We start from the raw sequence: 17,743 nt of genomic DNA on the forward strand, positions 1-17,743 counted from the left end.
GGAGAAGAGGCCAACATCAAGGTGGCGGCCGCATCGCCTCGGAAGGCATGTGCCGCTTCCTACCCTCTCCCGGTGAAGGGGAGAGAAGGGTAACGAAGGCCGCAACCCGGCCAAAGGGTAAACAGATGACCGTGAAACTCTCTTCCGCCAATCTCGCCAACCTGCCGGCCAGGGTCGCAGGTCCGAAATACGACCGCGCAGCGCTGAAGGCCGGCATCGTGCATTTCGGCGTCGGCAACTTCCACCGCTCGCACCAGGCCGTCTATCTCGACGAGCTGTTCAATTCGGGCGTCGGCCACGACTGGGCGCTGGTCGGCGCCGGCGTGTTCGAGGGCGAGAAGATCGGCCGCGGCAAACTGGAAGAGCAGGACTGGCTGACGACGGTGGTCGAGCAGGACGAGGGTCATATGAGCGCCCGCGTCACCGGCGCCATGATCGACTTCCTGACGCCGGGCGATGCCGCCGCCATCATCGAACGGCTGGCCGATCCGGCGATCAAGATCGTGTCGTTGACCATCACCGAAGGCGGCTATTTCATCGATCCTGCCTCCGGCGTGTTCAACCCGACGCATCCCGATATCGTCGCCGATGCGCAGCCGGGCGCGACGCCGAAGACCGTGTTCGGCATCATCCTCGCCGGCCTGGTGCGGCGGCGCGGCGACGGCATCGTGCCGTTCACGGTGATGTCCTGCGACAACATTCCCCACAACGGCCATGTCACCTCGGATGGCGTCATCGGGCTGGCCCGCCTGATCGACGAGGATCTGGCGGCCTGGGTCGGCGGCAATGTCGCTTTCCCGAACGCGATGGTCGACCGCATCACGCCGGCCACGTCGGACCGCGAACGCGCGATCCTGGCCAAGGATTTCGGCGTCGAGGACAATTGGCCTGTCTTTTGCGAACCCTTCCGGCAATGGGTGCTGGAAGACCATTTCACCGACGGCCGGCCGCCGCTTGAAAAGGTCGGCGTGCAGTTCGTCAAAGACGTCGCGCCCTACGAGCTGATGAAGATCCGCATCCTCAATGGCGGCCATGCCACCATCGCCTATCCGGCCGGGCTGATGGACATCCATTTCGTGCATGAGGCGATGCAGGAGCCGCTGGTGCGCGGCTTTCTCGACAAGCTCGAGCATGACGAAATCATTCCGACCGTACCGCCGGTGCCAGACACGGTCCTGGAGGATTATTACCAGCTCATCGAAAGGCGCTTTTCCAACCCCAAGATCGGCGACACGGTGCGCCGGCTTTGTCTCGACGGGTCCAATCGCCAGCCGAAATTCATCATCCCGACCATCGCCGACCGCCTGAAGGCGGGAAAGAGCGTCGCCGGCCTGGCACTGGAATCGGCGCTGTGGTGCCGCTACTGCTTCGGCACGACGGACAGCGGCGCGGTCATCGAGCCCAACGATCCGAACTGGGACCGCTTGCAGGCGACGGCAAAGGCGGCAAAGGACGCGCCCGCCGCCTGGCTTGCGATGGAAGACATCTATGGCGATGTCGGGCGCGCCACCGCGTTCGTCGAGGCTTTCGCGCATGCATTGAACCTGCTGTGGACGGATGGCACGCGCGCCACGCTGACGCGCTACCTCGCCGGCAAGCTCTGAAACGGGACCATGGCGCCGGAACTGGTCATTTTCGACTGCGACGGCGTGCTGGTGGACAGCGAGGCGCTGTCGGTCTCGGCACTGCTCGGCATGATCGCGCTTGCCGGCGGCAGTATCGGCGAGGATACGGCCTACGAGCATTTCCTCGGTAAGAGCATGAAAAGCGTGCGCGAGATCCTCGCCCGCGACTTCGGCCTGCCCATCACCGATCAGCACCTGACCACGATGCGTGTCGAATTGATGCGCAAATTCCGCGAGGAGCTGAAGCCAATCGCCGGCGTCAAGGAAGTGCTGCCGAGGCTCGGCTTGCCGTTCTGCGTCGCCTCCTCGGGCACGCTCGACCGCATCCGCTATACGCTCGACGTCACCGGCCTGCTCGGATTGATGGAGCCGCATCTGTTCAGTGCCGGCATGGTGGCCAGGGGCAAGCCGGCGCCCGACCTGTTCCTTCATGCCGCCGCCTCGATGCGGGCGCATCCGCGCAAATGCCTTGTGATCGAGGACAGCCCCGCCGGCGTCGCGGCGGCGCGGGCGGCTGATATGCGCGTGTTCGCCTTCACCGGCGGCGCGCATGCCGGCAACCCTGCCCTGAAAGCGCGGCTTGCGTCGAGTGAGCCGGACTTTATATTCGCTGACATGCTGCAATTGCCCGATCTGATTGCAGGCCTGGGAGCGAGAGACAGAGCATCTTGACGAAACAGTTCGTTTGCGCGGTCGATGTCGGCACCGGGAGCGCCCGCGCGGGCATTCTCGACACCAGTGGCACCTTGCTCGGCCGCGCCGAGCACCCGATCGCCATGCACCAGCCGAAAGCCGATCACGCCGAGCATGATTCGCGCGATATCTGGTCAGCCGTGTGCGCCGCGGTGCGTGCGGCCCGCGAAAAATCCGGTGTTGCCGCCGAGGACATTGCCGGCATTTCCTTCGATGCCACCTGCTCGCTGGTCGTGCGCGACAGGCAAGGCGGCCAGCTCAGCGTTTCGGTGACCGGAGAGGAGCGCTGGGATACCATCGTCTGGCTCGATCACCGCGCCATCGCCGAGGCCGACGAATGCACGGCGAGCGGCCATGAGGTGCTCAACTATATCGGCGGCGTCATGTCGCCGGAAATGGCGACGCCGAAGCTGATGTGGCTGAAGCGAAACCTGCCGAAGACCTGGAATAAAGCCGGCTATCTATTCGACCTTACCGACTTCCTGACCTGGCAGGCAACGGGGTCGCTGGCCCGCTCGCAGTGCACGCTGACCGCCAAATGGACCTATCTGGCGCACCGGGAACCCGCATGGCAGCGCGATTTCTTCGAACTCGTCGGCCTCGGCGACCTCTTCGAGCACGGCAATCTGCCCGAAAGAGCCAGTCCGGTCGGCGCTTACATCGGCTCTTTGAGCGCGCAAGCAGCGGCGGAGCTCGGCCTGACGGAGACATGCCGGGTCGGCGCCGGGGTGATCGATGCCTATGCCGGTGCGCTTGGCGTGCTCGGCGGGTTTGCCGGCGACGAGCGGAATATCGGCCGTCATTTGGCGCTGATCGCCGGCACATCCTCCTGCGTCATGGCGATGTCACCCGATCCGCAGCCCTTCGCCGGGGTCTGGGGGCCATACTACGGCGCCGCGCTACCGAAGCTGTGGCTGTCGGAGGGCGGCCAGTCGGCCACCGGCGCCCTGCTCGACCACATCATCCGCTGGCATGGCGCGGGCGGCGAGCCGAACGCGGCCATGCATGCCAGGATTGCAAGCCGCGTCGCCGAGCTGCGCGCGGCGGAGGGCGACGCCCTTGCCGGCCGGCTGCATGTGCTGCCCGACTTTCACGGCAACCGCTCGCCCCTCGCCGATCCACATGCGGTCGGCGTGGTCAGCGGACTTACGCTGGATTCCTCCTTCGACAGCCTGTGCCGGCTTTACTGGCGCACCGCCGTCGGCATCGCGCTCGGCGTGCGCCACGTGCTGGAAGCGCTGAACGAGAATGGCTATCTGATCGACACGCTGCATGTCACCGGCGGCCACACCAAAAATCCGCTCTTGATGGAACTCTATGCCGACGCCACCGGCTGCACGGTGGTCGAGCCGCTGGCCGACGAGGCGGTGCTGCTCGGCACAGGCATGGTGGCTGCGACCGCCGCCGGGCTTTTCCGCGACCTCAACGCGGCCTGTCTGGCCATGCAGCAGGGCGGCAGGACCCGCGCCGCCAACCCGGCCGCCGGCGCCCGCTTCGATCGCGACTACCGGATTTTCCTGGAGATGCACCGGCAACGCCAGGCGCTCGACGCGATCCAGTAGAACGCGCCTTAGCGTGTCAACAAGGATAGGCCGGACTTGGCATCGAACAGATGCATATCCGATTCGTCAAACGTATAGCGGACATCGCTGCGGATAGTTGGGCAGACGCGGCTGGGAACGAGTGCGCTGATCTCCTTGCCGCCAAGAGCGAATGTCACCAGTGCATCGTTGCCATGAAACTCGATGAGATCGGCCGTTCCCGCCAGGAAATTTCCGGCGCTGTCGGGGTTCGCGGGCTTGAGATCCGGGGGCCTGATGCCAAGCACCGCCTGCTCGCCATGTTGGAGCTTGAAGCGCGAGCCGTTGACGGTGAAGACAGTTCCGCCATTGGTCAGCGTCCAGCCATTTCCTTTCCGGGCCATCGTCACGTCGACAAAATTCATGTTCGGCGTGCCGATGAAGCCGGCAACGAACAGATTGCCCGGCCGCTCGTAGATTTCCGCCGGCGAGCCGACCTGCTCGATGACGCCGTCCTTGAGCAGCACGATGCGGTCGGCGAGCGTCATCGCTTCGAGCTGGTCATGGGTGACATAGACGGTGGTGGTCTTCAGCGACTGGTGCAGCCGCGCGATCTCGACGCGCATGTGGTTGCGCAGCTTGGCGTCGAGATTGGACAGCGGCTCGTCGAACAGGAAGACTTTCGGCGTCTTGATCATGGCGCGCGCGATCGCCACGCGCTGCTGCTGGCCGCCGGAAAGCTCGGCCGGCTTGCGGCCGAGATAGGGTTCCAGCCCGAGCGTCCTCGACACCGCTTCGACCCGCTTCTGGATCTCGGCCGCCGGCACTTTCTGGCGCCGCAGCCCGAAGGCGATGTTGTCGAAGATCGTCATGTGGGGGTAGAGCGCGTAGTTCTGGAACACCATGGCGATGCCGCGGTCGCCCGGATCGAGATCGTTGACCACCGTGCCGCCGATCGAGACCTCGCCGCCGCTGATGTCCTCCAGCCCCGCCAACATGCGCAGCAAGGTCGACTTGCCACAGCCGGACGGGCCAAGGAACACGACGAACTCGTGCTCCTCGATCGAGAGATTGAGGTCGCGGATGACCGTCGTGGTGCCATAGGCCTTGTCGACATGAGAACAGGTGATCGCGGACATGGTCAGCCCTTTTCGCCGCTGAGCAGGATCTGCAGCTTGACGTCCTGCGGATGCGCTGCCGCCGCCCGCTCGAAAGCCTCGATGCTGTCGGAGAAGGGATAGGTGCCGGTGATCAGCGGCTTGAGATCGACCTTGCCGGAAGCGATGAGCTGCAAAGCGCGGTCGAAAATGTTGGCATAGCGGAACACGGTTTCGATGCGCACTTCCTTCGATATGGCCGCCGGCACGTTGAGCGACACCGGCTCCACCGGCAGCCCGACGAGCACCACCGCGCCGCCGGGGCGCACGACGTCGAACAAATCAGCGAAGGCCTTGGGGCTGCCGCTGGCCTCGAAGACGATGTCCGCACCCCAGCCATCGGTGGCCGCGCGCACCGCATCGACCAGCGGCTGCTCGCCGATGTTGACCGGAACGACGCCGGGATAGCGCCCGGCAATTTCGAGCTTGGGCGCGGAGAAGTCGGAAATCAGCACTTTCGAGCAGCCGCCGGCCAGGGCGGCCAGCGCGATCATGATGCCGATCGGGCCACAGCCGACCACAGCCGCCACGTCACCCGGAACGATGCGCGCGCGCGCCGCCGCCTGCATGCCGATGGCGAAAGGTTCGACCATCGCGCCTTCGGCGAAGGAGACGTTGTCGGGCAGCCTGTAGGTGAACGCCGCCGGATGCACGGCTTGCGGCGCCAGAATGCCGTGCACCGGCGGCGTCGCCCAGAAGGTGACGTCCGGGTCGACATTGTAGATGCCGAGTTTTGTCGCCCGCGACGACAGGTTCGGTACGCCCGGTTCCATGCAGACGCGATCGCCGACCTTCAGCGTCCGGACATTGGCGCCGATCTCGACGATCGTTCCGGACGCTTCGTGGCCGAGCACCATCGGCGCGCGCACGACATAGCTGCCGATGGCGCCATGGGTGTAGTAGTGCACGTCGCTGCCGCAGACGCCGACCGTATGGATGGCGATCCTGACGTCGTCCGGGCCTACGTCGAGCGGCAACGCGATCTCGCGCAGGGCCAGCTCGCCCTTTTTCTCAAGCACCAGTGCCCGCATCGTGTCGTCCTCGCTTCAAGTCTTTTTTTGCCGGAAAACGGAATTCAGGAATCCGCTGAGCACGCCGAGAAACAAAAGCGGCGGCAGCGACAGAAGCACGACCGAGGCGTTCAGGATTCCCCATGGCACGTTCATGCCTTGCTGGGAGAGTTCCGAGGCGACGATCGGCAAGGTCTTGGCGTTGGAGCTCGACAGCATCAGCGCTATCAGGAACTCGTTCCAGACCAGCACGAAACTGAAAGCCACCGCGCCGATCAGCGAGCGCGCCGCGACCGGCAGCGCGATCCTCCAGAACACCGAATAGGCGCCGTAGCCATCGACGAAGGCGGCTTCCTCGACCTCCTTCGGCACGGCCTGGAAGGCGGGAATGGCGAGCCACATGATCACCGAGATGGTGAGCAGGCAATAGGTGACGATCAGCGCGGCGAGCGTGTCGTAAAGCCCGAGCTGCAGCCAGATCACCATCAGCGGAATGGCGACCGCCACCGGCGGTAGGAAGCGAAGCGACAAAACGAAGAACTGGATGTCGCCGGCCCAACGGTTCGGGTAGCGCGCCACCGCGTAAGCCGCCGGTAGGCCGAGCACCACGCCGATCAGCACCGCGCAACCGCAGGCGACGACCGAATTGTAGAGGCCGGTCATGACGCTGTCGCGGCCGACGATATAGCTGATGTTAGCCAGCGTCGGCGTGAACACCAGGCGCGGGACGCGGGTGATGATGTCGACATTGTTCTTCAGCGAATTGAGCGCCGTCCACAGCAAAGGAAACACGGCCATGAAGCCTGCAAACGCCAGCACGGTCTTGCCGATCAGGCGGCCGGGTCTCATGCGATATGGTCTCATGCCTGCGCCCGCTTCCAGAGCATGGTGAAGGTGATGACCGTGGCGATCATCATCAGCACCGCCATCGCCGAGGCGTAGGAGACCTTGCCGGACTCGATGAAGCCTTGCGAGAAGGCGTACATGTCGAGCGTTTCGGTCGCCACGCCCGGACCGCCGCGGGTCATCACATAGATCAGGTCGAAGGAGCGCAGCGACTCGATCATCTTGACGAACATCAGGCTGACCAGCGGCGCCTTGAGCATCGGCAAGGTCACATAGGCGTGGATCTGCCAGCGTTTAGCATGGTCGAGCCGGGCCGCCTCGATCGGCTGCGGCGGCAGCGTTTCCAGGAGCTTCAGCACGATGACGGCGAAGAACAGGCCCCATTGCCAGACGTCGACCGAAGCGACGGCGAACAGCGCCGTCGACGGCTTGGACAGCGGATCGAAGATCAGCCCGCCGGTCAGCAGCCGGTAGGGGTAAGTGGCGATGCCGTAGAGCGGATGGTAGGCGAACTTCCAGACGAAGGCCGCCGAGACGCGCGGCAGCAGGACCGGGATGATGAACAGCAGGCAATAGACGTTGCGAAGGCGCGGCGAGGCGACCTCGAACATCAGGACGCCCAGTCCGATGGCGACCGTCATCGTCGCGATAACCGTGACGAATTCCCATTTCACCGACACCCAGACGGCGTTGAGAAAGCGGCGGTCGACGAACAGGTCGGCGAAATTCGAGAGCCAGACATAGGAATAGGCTGTCGAGCTGAGTTCACGGTTCTGCAGGGCGATGACGACCGCGTAGAGCGTCGGCACCATCGACAGCACCAGAAGGATGACGAGTGTCGGCACGACGAAGGTGACCGGCAGGGATGAGCGTCGCGGCATCTGTCTAACCTCTGCTGCGTCTCGAACGATTGAGCATGACTGACCTTTCGCGCGAAGGCTGGCTCAAACCGCAATGATGAACCAAGACCTGCGGCGCACAGGTTCCGGCGCTCCACCGAATGCCGTGGACCGCGCGCCGCAGGGGGAGGATGGCTTATTTCTTCACCAGCTCGTTGGCATAAGCCTCGAGTTCGTTTAGGCCGCCCTTGATATCGGTGCGGGTGCCGGTGACCAGTTCCTCGAGGATGATGCCCCAGCGGTCGCCGAGATCGGGCCAGCGCGGGTCCTGCCAGAAATTGACCGCCGTGACCTTGCCGGTTTCGGCCAGTGCCTGGCCGAGATCGGCGCCGTAAATATCGGCGAATTCCTTGCTGGCCAGGATGCTGGTGCGGTTCAGCTCGCCGAACTGGTGGGCGTCGAGCCGGCGCTTCTCGTTTTCCTTCGATGTTGCCCAGGCGATGAACAGGCCGGCGCATTTCTTCGACGCGTCGTCGGCATTGGCCTTCGTCGCGATGGCGAGGCCATGGCCGTAACCGCCGCCGGGCAGTGGCGACGGCGGCGGCAGGAACCCGATGTTGCCGACGACCTGCGAGGTCTTCGGGTCGACCGCCATGCCCGACAGCGGCGTCGATTCGACCAGGATCGCGACCTGGCCCGACAGGAAGGCGCCGGTCGATTCATCCCAGCTGCCGGTCTGCGTGCCGGGCGCCGAATCCTTGAACAGTTTCAGGTAGGTCTCGGTCGCCTTGACCGCGGCGTCGGAATTGAAGACCGGCTTGTCGCCGTCGAACCACTGGCCGCCATAGGCCTTGAAGAACGGCATCCAGCGCCAGACATTGGCGCCCGAACCGCGCGCGCCGCGCAGCGCGATGCCATACATGCCCTTGTCCGGATTGGTCAGCTTCGGCACGTCGGCGATCAGCTCGTCGAGCGTCTTCGGCGGCTGGATGCCGGCTGCCTCCAGCACGTCCTTGCGATAGACCATCAGGTCGCCGCCGCCGGTCAGCGGCGCGAACCAGACCTTGCCATCATAGGTGGCGACCTTCTGGCGGCCCGGATCGAAATCGGCATAGTCGTAGTCGGCCGGATAATAATCGCTCAGCGGCACGATCCATTTCGAGGACGCGAACAGCGCGACATTGGCTTCGTCGACATAGTAGACGTTGTAGTTGCCGACCGTGGACGCATCGGCGCGCGATTTTGCGCGGCGGTCGTTCTCGTTGAGGTAATCGATCTGGAAGCCGGCGCCGGCAAGCTTCTCGAACTCGGCCTTGGAGTCCTCCAGAAGCGTCAGGCCGTCACGTGGTTGCGCCAGCACCTTGACCGGCGCCGAGCAGACCGGCGCCTGCGCCAAAGCGATGGTGGAAACGGTAGCGGAAAGCATGAAAGCTGCACCAAGGCTGGCAGCGAGCCGAATTGGTTTCATTATTTTCTCCTCCAGGAACACGTCGCAGGAAGCGGACGTCCTCGGCTTGCGCGATCCTCACCATCGCCCGAGCGACTTGCCACCCATCGCCAAAATGCGGAGTTGCAGCGGCTCGCGCTAGAAGCCCCGTTGCAGAAGACCTGTACTTTTATGCATTGTGCGGCGCAAAAACCGGCATCCCGTTGCGGCCAATCTCACATGAGTATCGAACGGACTCGGGGGCGGTGGTTTTTAGGGCGTGCTTACGCGCGCATCGCCAGCCGCTGCCGCGACAGCTTGCGATAGGATGACGGCGTCATCTTGTGCTTGCGCATGAAGGCGCGGTTGAAATTGGAGATGTTCATGTAGCCGACCTGGAAACAGATGTCGGTGATCGGAATATCGGTATCGGCCAGCAGCTTGCAGGCCTGCCAGAGCCTCAGCTTGGCAAGGTGGTCACTGAAGGAATTGCCGGTGTTCTTCTGGAAGAAGCGCGAGAATGTGCTCTCGGTCATTCCCGCGAGCGCCGCCACATCAGGCAGCTTCAGATCCTCGGCGAAATGCTGGAACAGATAGGTCAGCGTGCGCTGGATGATGTCGAGCGAGGCGGCATCCAGAACAGGGGAGAAATCCGGCGAGGACAACAGCTCGTATTCGTCGGTCCTGGCGAGGAGATCGACGAGATTCAGGAACAGGCAGAACCTGGTTAGCCCGCTGACCTCCCCCATCCGTTCCATCAGCTCGGCGCCTTCCAATGCCGTGCGGCCATGAAAAACCATGCCGCGCAGCGACCGCTCCAGAAACGGCTCCAGTTCGCGCAGTTCGGGCAACAGGCCAGCCGAGCCGCGCAGCCTCTCGGCATCGAACTGGAGGACGATGTCGCGGCCTTCGATCAGTTCGCCCGGCTGCACCGCCGTCACCCAATCATGCGGCAGCCCGCCGCCGACGATGGTCAGATAACCCGGCCCGAACTCGCCGATGTGGTCGCCGACCAGCACGACGCCGGAAGATTTTCGCAACAGGTGGATTTCGTACTCAGGATGGAAATTCCAGACATTGCGCTCCCAGGGATAGTCGTCCAGCCGCCACAGGAAACTGTCGCTCGCCTCGGTGACGATATGTTCGAAGGCCGGCGCCGTGCGCGGGATCGCGGCCGGATTTTTCCTGCGCCTGAACTGCATCCTTCCCTCCCGGCAATTCGCCGGCTGCTCATGTCTCTTGATGATCCGTAGCAGCCCCTGGCCGGCAAGGGAACGAGACGCAGGCATCTCCCTGACATGCCGCTGGCTCAATCTCTTACGGTGCCTCCTCCCTTGCCTTCATGTCGCATTTCGTTCAAGAGACGGCGCAAACGCCGCGAAACTGAAGGTTTTGCCGTTTGACACGCGGCTTCCGGCTTTTTTGCCGATGCGCCGCAACCTTGAAAGAGCGGAATAATGTCTGCGATCGAAGCCGGCGCTCGCGCGCCGGAAAATCTTTGGCGTCAGGAAATCAGGGCGACTTTGGCGCTCGCCTGGCCCATGGTGCTGACCAATCTCGGCCAGACCGCCATGACGGCCACCGACGTCATGATGATGGGCAGGCTGGGGGCGGACACGCTGGCCAGCGGCGCGCTTGGCGCCAATCTCTATTTCATGCCGCTGATCTTCGGCCTGGGCCTGATGCTGGCGACCTCGCCGATGATGGCGACCGAGCTCGGCCGCCGCCGTCATTCGGTGCGCGACCTGCGCCGCACCGTGCGCCAGGGCCTGTGGCTGGCGATCCTCATCTGCATCCCGATCTGGATCTTTCTCTGGCACGGCGAGAACGTGCTGCTCGCCATGGGCCAGGAGCCCGCTCTGGCGCACAGCGCCGGCATCTATCTGCGCTGGCTGGAATGGGCGGTGCTGCCCTTCTACGGCTATATCGTGCTGCGTTCCTTCATCTCGGCGCTGGAGCGGCCGGGCTGGGCGCTAATCATCGTCTTCGTCGCCGTCGCCTGCAACGCGCTCTTCAACTGGGTGTTCATGTTCGGCAATCTCGGCGTCCCGGCCATGGGCATATCAGGCTCGGGCCTTGCCACCTCGCTGTCCTCAACACTGATGTTCGTCGGCATGGCCGCCGTGGTGATGTGGGAGAAGAAATTCAGGCGCTATCATCTGTTCGGCCGCTTCTGGCGGTCCGACTGGCCGCGCTTCAAGGGCCTGCTGCGGCTCGGCCTGCCGATCGCCGGCATCCTGGCTTTCGAGGTGACGATCTTCAACGCCGCGGCGCTGCTGATGGGCCTGATCGACGCGGATTCGCTTGCCGCGCACGCCATCGCCATCCAGATCGCGTCGATCTCCTTCATGGTGCCGCTCGGCCTCAACCAGGCGGTGACGGTGCGCGTCGGGCTTGCGCATGGCGCCGGCAATCCGGAAGGCGTCTCGCGCGCCGGCTGGACCGCCTTCGTCATCGGCGTCTCGTTCATGGCCCTGATGGGCCTGGTAATGATCCTGTGGCCGCATCTCTTGATCAGCGCCTTCATCGATCTGACCAATCCAGCCAATGCCAGGGTGATCACGCTTGCCGTATCGTTCCTGGTCTTCGCGGCCCTGTTCCAGGTCTTCGACGGCGCGCAAGCGGTTGCCGCCGGCATGCTGCGCGGCCTGCACGACACCAAGGTGCCGATGATCTATGCCGCCATCGGCTACTGGGGCGTCGGCCTGCCGCTGGGCGTGCTGCTCGCCTTCCCGTTCGGCTTCCATGGCGTCGGCATCTGGATCGGGCTGTCCAGCGGACTGGCGGTGGTGGCGGCGCTGCTTCTGGCGCGCTGGCTACGGCGGGATCGCCTCGCGCCGCCGCTGGTGTTCGAACACTGATGCAGAGGGCCGCCGGGTTGTCCGGTGGCCTTTCCGTCATTGTCGGCGTCAGCTGTTTTTGAGCGCCGGGCTGAACACCATCAGGCTCAGTATTTCGAACAGCACCTGGGCGCCGGCATGCGCGGTGTTGGTGGTCGCGTCATATTGCGGCGCCACCTCGACCACGTCGCCGCCGACGATGTTGAGGCCTTTGAGGCCACGCAGCAGTTCGAGCACTTCCCGAGTCGTCAGGCCGCCGACTTCCGGCGTGCCGGTGCCCGGCGCGAAGGCCGGATCGACGCTGTCGATGTCGAAGGAGACATAGGTCGGTCCGTCGCCGACTATTCTGCGCGCCTTCTCGATGATGGCGGGGATACCGAGGCCGGTCACCTCCTCGGCATGGATCACGGTCATGCCGGATTCGTAGGTGAACTCCCACAGATATTCGGCCGAGCCACGGATGCCGATCTGGATGGTGCGCGTCGGGTCGAGCACGCCATCGAGCACCGCGTTGCGGAACGGGCCACCATGGTGAAACTTGGTCATGTCGAACAAGCCGCTTGTATCGCAATGGGCGTCGATGTGGATGAGGCCGACCGGGGCCTTCTTGCCGACGGCCTTCAGGATCGGATGGCTGATCGAATGGTCGCCGCCGACCGACAATGGAATGACGCCGGCATCGACGATCTGGTTGGTGCGGCGCTCGATGTCCTCATGGCAGGTCTCGAGCCGGTAGCGACTCTGGAACGGCACGTCGCCGATGTCGGCGACCCTGAGCTCATGCGTGGGAGCGCATTCCAGCACGTGATTGTAGGGGCCGATGCGCTCGATGGCGCGCAGCGCCCGCGGCCCGAAGCGGGAGCCCGGCCGGTTGGTGACGCCGAGATCCATCGGCACGCCTGTTATCGCCACCTGCAAATCGCCGAAATCCGGGTTGTCGGCCGATATTTCGCGATAGGGCGCGGCGAGGAAGGTGGGGATACCGGAATAGGGCGCCAGCCGCGTGCCCGACTTGGAAAATATCTTGTCGGCGACCTTGCGGAACTTCGGGTCGAACATCTCGCCGCCATGGCTCTCGCCATATTTGCGGCGCAACGCGTCGAGCTTGCCGCTGTCATAACCCATGTCGGTTTTCTCCTGTCTGTCTCTCCGGAGTGTCCGGTAGCGCTTTGGAAAAATCAATTGCGTTCGGACGGGTTGGCTGCCGCAGGTCTTTCTTTTTGTCGGGCCAGCCTGAAACCGGGCAGCGCTTTTGCCAATTCGATGCTATGAGGCCTGTCGCGATCATGGGCGGCAGGCAGCGAAGGCGGTAACGAGACATGGCCAGGACCGATATTGCGCGGCGCGTCTACAACCATACCTGGAAGCTCGACCCGATCGTGCGCAGCCTGCTGGACACGGATTTCTACAAGCTTCTGATGCTGCAGATGATCTGGGGGATGTACCCCAAGGTCGACGCCACCTTTTCGCTGATCAACCGCACCACTTCGGTGCGGCTGGCCGAGGAGATCGACGAGGGCGAGTTGCGCGAACAGCTTGACCACGCCCGCACCTTGCGCTTCTCCAAGAAGGAGATGATCTGGCTGGGGGGCAACAATTTCTATGGCCGCAAGCAGATCTTCGAGCCGGAATTCCTGGCCTGGCTGGAGAATTTCCGGTTGCCCGAGTACGAGCTTTCCAGGCGCGGCGGGCAGTATGAACTCTCCTTCAGCGGCCCGTGGATGTACACCACGCTGTGGGAGATTCCCGCACTCGCCATTATCAACGAATTGCGCTCGCGCGCCGCCTTGCGGTCGTTCGGGCCTTTCACGCTCGACGTGCTCTACGCCCGCGCCAAGGCCAAGATGTGGGCCAAGACCGAACGGCTGAAGGCGCTGCCCGGCATCCGTATTTCCGACTTCGGCACGCGCCGGCGCCATTCCTTCCTGTGGCAGCGCTGGTGCGTGGAAGCGCTGAAGGAAGGCATCGGCGAGGCTTTCACCGGCACCTCCAACGTGCTTCTGGCCATGGACAACGACCTCGAGGCGCTGGGCACCAACGCGCATGAACTGCCGATGGTGCTTGGGGCGCTGGCCAATTCGGAAAAGGAATTGAAACAGGCGCCCTACAAGGTGCTGCAGGATTGGCAGCGCTACTATGGCGGCAATTTGCTGATCGTGCTGCCCGACGCCTTCGGTACGGCTTCCTTCCTGCGCGACGCGCCGGACTGGGTGGCCGACTGGACCGGCTTTCGCCCCGACAGCGCGCCACCGATCGAGGGCGGCGAGAAGATCCTGTCCTGGTGGCGCGAGAAGGGCAAGGACCCCAGGCAGAAGCTGCTGATCTTCTCCGACGGGCTCGAGGTCGAGACCATCGAGGAGACCTACCGCCACTTCAAGGGCAAGGTGCGCATGTCCTTCGGCTGGGGCACGAACCTGACCAATGATTTCGAGGGCTGCGCGCCTACGGCAACCGACAGCCTCGACGCCATATCGCTGGTCTGCAAGGTGACCGAGGCCAACGGCCGGCCGGCCGTGAAGCTCTCGGATAATCCAGCCAAGGCGACGGGTGACCTCAAGGAGATCGAGCGGTATCTGCGCATCTTCGGTGAAAAGGACCGGGTGGAGCAGTTGGTCAAGGTGTGAGGGCACGACCGGTGCTTCCGGCATCGCCATACGAGACGGCAAAGTCGGATAGGCTGAGTTCCTTGGCGCCCCCCTCTGTCCTGCCGGACATCTCCCCCTCAAGGGGGGAGATCATGCTGTCATCTTCGTCTTCGCGAACCTCCGGCGTTGCAAGGGAAGCGCCGACAGAGAAACCGCCAATCTCCCCCCTTGAGGGGGAGATGTCCGGCAGGACAGAGGGGGGCGCCGTAGAGTGCCGTCGTCGGTCATTAGCATTTTTGCCTATCGCTCTATTGCTCCTCTCACCCACCCCAGCCTTCGCCCACGCCTCGGACCGCGGCCACGTCCTGCTCCTGCCGACCGGCTATTACCTGATCGGCGGCGCTTTCGCCGTGGCCGCAAGCTTCCTCGTGCTGGCGCTGCTGCCGGCGCATCGGCTCGATCGTTTCTGGCGGCGGCGCCTGCCACTGTTCACACTGGGTGATGATGCCCGCACCGCTGCCAGCCTGATATCCTTTGCCGGCTTTGCATGTCTCATTGCCGCGGGTTTTCTCGGCAGCCGCGATCCGCTCTCCAACCCGCTGCCTCTGGTGATCTGGACACTGCTGTGGGGCGGCTTCACGCTGCTGCAAGGTTTCCTCGGCGACCTCTGGTCCTGGCTCAATCCCTGGTACGGGCCGGTGCGTCTCCTGTCTCGCCTGGCCGGCAGGGGCGATGAAGCGGCAAGGCGCCTTCCATCATGGCTCGGATACTGGCTAGCTGTTATCCTGTTCTTCGCTTTTGCCTGGTTCGAGCTCATCGATCCGGCGCCCGACGATCCGACACGGCTCGCCCGGGCCGCCGGCCTCTACTGGTTGTTCACCTTGCTGGCGATGCTGTCGTTCGGTTATGGGGCGTGGGCCCGCAGCGGCGAATTCCTCACCGTCTTCTTCTCGATGGTGGCACGCTTCGCGCCGGTCGTGCGCGACGAACGCGGCCGGCTTGCGCTATGCTGGCCGGGCGCCAAGCTGCTGACCGCCGCGCCTTTGCCGGCAAGCGGCGTGGCCTTCCTGCTGCTCGCCCTGTCCTCGGTTTCCTATGACGGCCTGTCGAAGACCTTCTTCTGGCTGGGCCTGTTCGGCATCAATCCGCTTGAATTCCCCGGCCGCACGGCGGTGATCGGCAGCGGCAGTTTTGGCCTCGTCCTGACATTCATGCTGCTTGCGGCGGTCTTCCTGCTTGCCGTGGTCGTCGGCCAGAAGCTCGCCGGCGACGGCCACAGGCTTGGCGAGGCGACGGGGCTGCTGGTCTGGTCGATTGTGCCGATCGCGCTCGCCTACCACATCGCGCACTACCTGACGGCGCTGCTGGTCGACGGCCAGTATGCGCTTGCGGCACTGTCCGATCCGTTTGCGCTCGGCTGGAACCTTTTCGGCACCGCCGACATGCAGATCGAAGCCGGCATCATCGCCGGCGCGGGCTCGGCATGGTGGCTGTGGAACATCCAGGCCGGTGCCATCATTCTCGGTCATCTGCTTGCCGTGCTCGTCGCCCACGGCTTCGCCGCACGCCTGCATCCGGTTCCCGCCCGCGCCGCGCTCAGCCAGTTTCCGCTCACCTTGCTGATGATCGCCTACACCGTCTTCGGCCTCTGGCTGCTCGCCACGCCGACCGTTGGCTAGACGCGGTGGAAATAAACCGGGATCCCCCTGGGGAAACGGCATTGCCGTGTCCGGACTTTGGTGATTTAGTTTGTACACATGCAATTTCGGCCGTCCGCAGGACGCGGTCTGCTACGTTCCAGCCATTGGTCAAAACTCAAAAACAGGGGAACTGCCGTGACTGACAAGAATGGGTTTTTCGATCTCTCCAAGGCCGGTCTCACCCGCCGCACCGCGCTGAAGGGTCTGGCCGCCGGCGCCGGCCTGGCGGTCGCGCCCGGTTTCGTCCGCTACTCCCAGGCGCAAAGCTCCGCCCCGATCAAGATCGGCTTCCAGTCGCACCGAACCGGCATCGGCGCCGCCTATGGCCGCTGGTACGAGAAGACCACGGCCGCGGCGGTCAAGGCGATCAACGCGGCCGGCGGCATCAATGGCCGGCCGGTCGAGGTCATCATCGAGGATGACGGCACCGATCCCGGCCGCGGTGCCGAGGTGGTCGGCAAGTTCGCCACCCAGCACAAGACCGACATCGTCTTCGGCACCTTGTTCTCGCATGTCGTCATCGGCTCGGCACCCGCCGCCGGCGAAGCCAAGATGCCCTATTTCGTCGTCAGCGAAGGCCACCATGTCGCCTCGACCAAGCTCAACCGCTATGTCTTCCAGCCCGGCATCACCGACGTAAAGAGCCAGATCCAGTCGATGGCGCCGTGGATCGCGGCCAATGCCGGCAAGAAGGTGACACAGATCTTCCCCGATTTTGCTTTCGGCTACGACCACCGCGACTACCTCCCGCCGGCGTTGAAGGCGCAGGGCGCAGAGGTCATCGCGCAAATCGCCATTCCACCGACGGAGAGCTCCTTCACCAAATACTTCCCGCAGATCCCTGCCGAGACCGAGGTGATCTACCACGTCATGGTCGGCCCGGCGGTGCTCACCTTCGTCAAGGAGCTTGGCGAGTTCTACGGCTCCAACCGGCCGCAGCTGTTCGGCTTCATCGATTCGCTCGAAGCCGTCGACATCAACAGCCCCGGGCTCGAATTCCTGGACGGCAGTCATTTCTGGGAAGGCTCGCCGCGTTATGCCCAGGCGGACGATTCCGAGGCGCAGAAGACCTATCGCGCCGCCGTCGGCATCGACGACAATGGCGCGGCCGTCGGCGACCCCAAGGATGTCTCCACCGCCGCGCACATGTTCGGCTGCTGGGAGACGCTCTACGTCGTCAAGAAAGCGATGGAAGACGCCGGCTACAAGGGCCCGGAAGACCGCGCCAAGCTGGTCGAGGCGACCGAGGCGCTGACCGAATTCGCCGAAGGTCCGGAGCATCCGCAGGGGCCAAAAACCTTCAACGGCAAGATCCACCAGTGCTTCGGCATCCAGAACATCTCCAAGGTCGACGGCGGCAAGCTCAAGGTGGTGCACAAGACCAAGATCGAGGACGGGCTTTACGAGGCCGAGGGGGATTATACGACGCAGGCGTTGTAGGCTTAGCCATCTAACAAGCGTGAGCGCCAAGCCGCCCCCCTCTGTCCTGCCGGACCCGGCCC

The 17,743-nt window shown here is 64.0% G+C and carries 14 protein-coding genes; 7 read left to right on the forward strand and 7 right to left on the reverse strand.

Annotated elements, in window-relative coordinates:
• Window positions 1-125 precede the first annotated feature (125 nt).
• Genes FJ443_RS00820 through FJ443_RS00830 form a run of 3 tightly spaced genes read left to right on the forward strand, consistent with a single transcriptional unit; the run spans window position 126 to window position 3,880 of the window.
• On the forward strand, window positions 126-1,604 hold the full coding sequence (locus tag FJ443_RS00820) for a mannitol dehydrogenase family protein (RefSeq protein WP_140662390.1): 1,479 nt from the start codon (window positions 126-128) through the stop codon (window positions 1,602-1,604).
• Window positions 1,605-1,613: 9 nt separating this feature from the next.
• The gene (locus FJ443_RS00825; protein WP_140514364.1) at window positions 1,614-2,297 is read left to right on the forward strand and encodes an HAD family hydrolase; all 684 of its coding nucleotides are present in this window, start codon (window positions 1,614-1,616) and stop codon (window positions 2,295-2,297) included.
• A complete protein-coding gene (locus FJ443_RS00830) occupies window positions 2,294-3,880 on the forward strand; it encodes an FGGY-family carbohydrate kinase (RefSeq protein WP_140662392.1) in 1,587 nt (528 codons plus the stop codon). The genes FJ443_RS00825 and FJ443_RS00830 overlap by 4 nt, the downstream gene beginning before the upstream one ends.
• 8 nt (window positions 3,881-3,888) lie before the next feature.
• On the opposite strand, the gene ugpC is transcribed toward FJ443_RS00830, so the two are convergent.
• From ugpC to FJ443_RS00860, 6 genes are all read right to left on the reverse strand, one after another.
• Window positions 3,889-4,977 (reverse strand): sn-glycerol-3-phosphate ABC transporter ATP-binding protein UgpC, encoded by a 1,089-nt coding sequence (ugpC, locus tag FJ443_RS00835; protein ID WP_140662394.1) that lies wholly within the window; start codon window positions 4,975-4,977, stop codon window positions 3,889-3,891.
• A gap of 2 nt (window positions 4,978-4,979) precedes the next feature.
• Window positions 4,980-6,026, reverse strand: a complete 1,047-nt coding sequence (locus FJ443_RS00840) for an NAD(P)-dependent alcohol dehydrogenase (RefSeq protein ID WP_140559031.1) — start codon at window positions 6,024-6,026, stop codon at window positions 4,980-4,982.
• Between the two features lie 15 nt (window positions 6,027-6,041).
• Window positions 6,042-6,854, reverse strand: a complete 813-nt coding sequence (locus tag FJ443_RS00845; RefSeq protein WP_140491365.1) for a carbohydrate ABC transporter permease — start codon at window positions 6,852-6,854, stop codon at window positions 6,042-6,044.
• An 11-nt stretch (window positions 6,855-6,865) separates the two neighbouring features.
• Window positions 6,866-7,732 (reverse strand): sugar ABC transporter permease, encoded by an 867-nt coding sequence (locus FJ443_RS00850; RefSeq protein WP_140563613.1) that lies wholly within the window; start codon window positions 7,730-7,732, stop codon window positions 6,866-6,868.
• A gap of 154 nt (window positions 7,733-7,886) precedes the next feature.
• Window positions 7,887-9,158 (reverse strand): extracellular solute-binding protein, encoded by a 1,272-nt coding sequence (locus FJ443_RS00855; protein WP_140662396.1) that lies wholly within the window; start codon window positions 9,156-9,158, stop codon window positions 7,887-7,889.
• Window positions 9,159-9,400: 242 nt separating this feature from the next.
• Entirely contained in the window at window positions 9,401-10,318 is a 918-nt protein-coding gene (locus FJ443_RS00860) for an AraC family transcriptional regulator (protein ID WP_140559037.1), read from the reverse strand.
• A 255-nt stretch (window positions 10,319-10,573) separates the two neighbouring features.
• Here FJ443_RS00860 and FJ443_RS00865 point away from each other — a divergent pair, with 255 nt between their 5' ends.
• Window positions 10,574-11,977 (forward strand): MATE family efflux transporter, encoded by a 1,404-nt coding sequence (locus FJ443_RS00865; RefSeq protein ID WP_140491373.1) that lies wholly within the window; start codon window positions 10,574-10,576, stop codon window positions 11,975-11,977.
• 48 nt (window positions 11,978-12,025) lie between these two features.
• Here the strand turns inward: FJ443_RS00865 and speB are convergent, their stop codons facing one another.
• Window positions 12,026-13,081 carry an agmatinase gene (gene speB / locus FJ443_RS00870; protein ID WP_140491375.1) on the reverse strand — a complete coding sequence of 352 codons (1,056 nt, stop codon included), beginning with the start codon at window positions 13,079-13,081 and terminating at the stop codon, window positions 12,026-12,028.
• A 194-nt stretch (window positions 13,082-13,275) separates the two neighbouring features.
• Between speB and pncB the strand changes: the two genes are divergently transcribed.
• The 3 genes from pncB to FJ443_RS00890 all read left to right on the forward strand — a co-directional run bounded on the left by pncB (window position 13,276) and on the right by FJ443_RS00890 (window position 17,681).
• Window positions 13,276-14,580 (forward strand): nicotinate phosphoribosyltransferase, encoded by a 1,305-nt coding sequence (pncB, locus tag FJ443_RS00875; RefSeq protein WP_140563619.1) that lies wholly within the window; start codon window positions 13,276-13,278, stop codon window positions 14,578-14,580.
• A 200-nt stretch (window positions 14,581-14,780) separates the two neighbouring features.
• Window positions 14,781-16,220 (forward strand): hypothetical protein, encoded by a 1,440-nt coding sequence (locus FJ443_RS00885; RefSeq protein WP_140662399.1) that lies wholly within the window; start codon window positions 14,781-14,783, stop codon window positions 16,218-16,220.
• Window positions 16,221-16,376: 156 nt separating this feature from the next.
• Window positions 16,377-17,681: an ABC transporter substrate-binding protein gene (locus tag FJ443_RS00890; protein ID WP_140514345.1), complete on the forward strand. Its 1,305-nt coding sequence runs from the start codon at window positions 16,377-16,379 to the stop codon at window positions 17,679-17,681.
• The last annotated feature ends 62 nt before the right edge of the window (window positions 17,682-17,743 follow it).

This window comes from Mesorhizobium sp. B2-6-1 (genome assembly GCF_006440475.1).
Classification (GTDB): domain Bacteria; phylum Pseudomonadota; class Alphaproteobacteria; order Rhizobiales; family Rhizobiaceae; genus Mesorhizobium.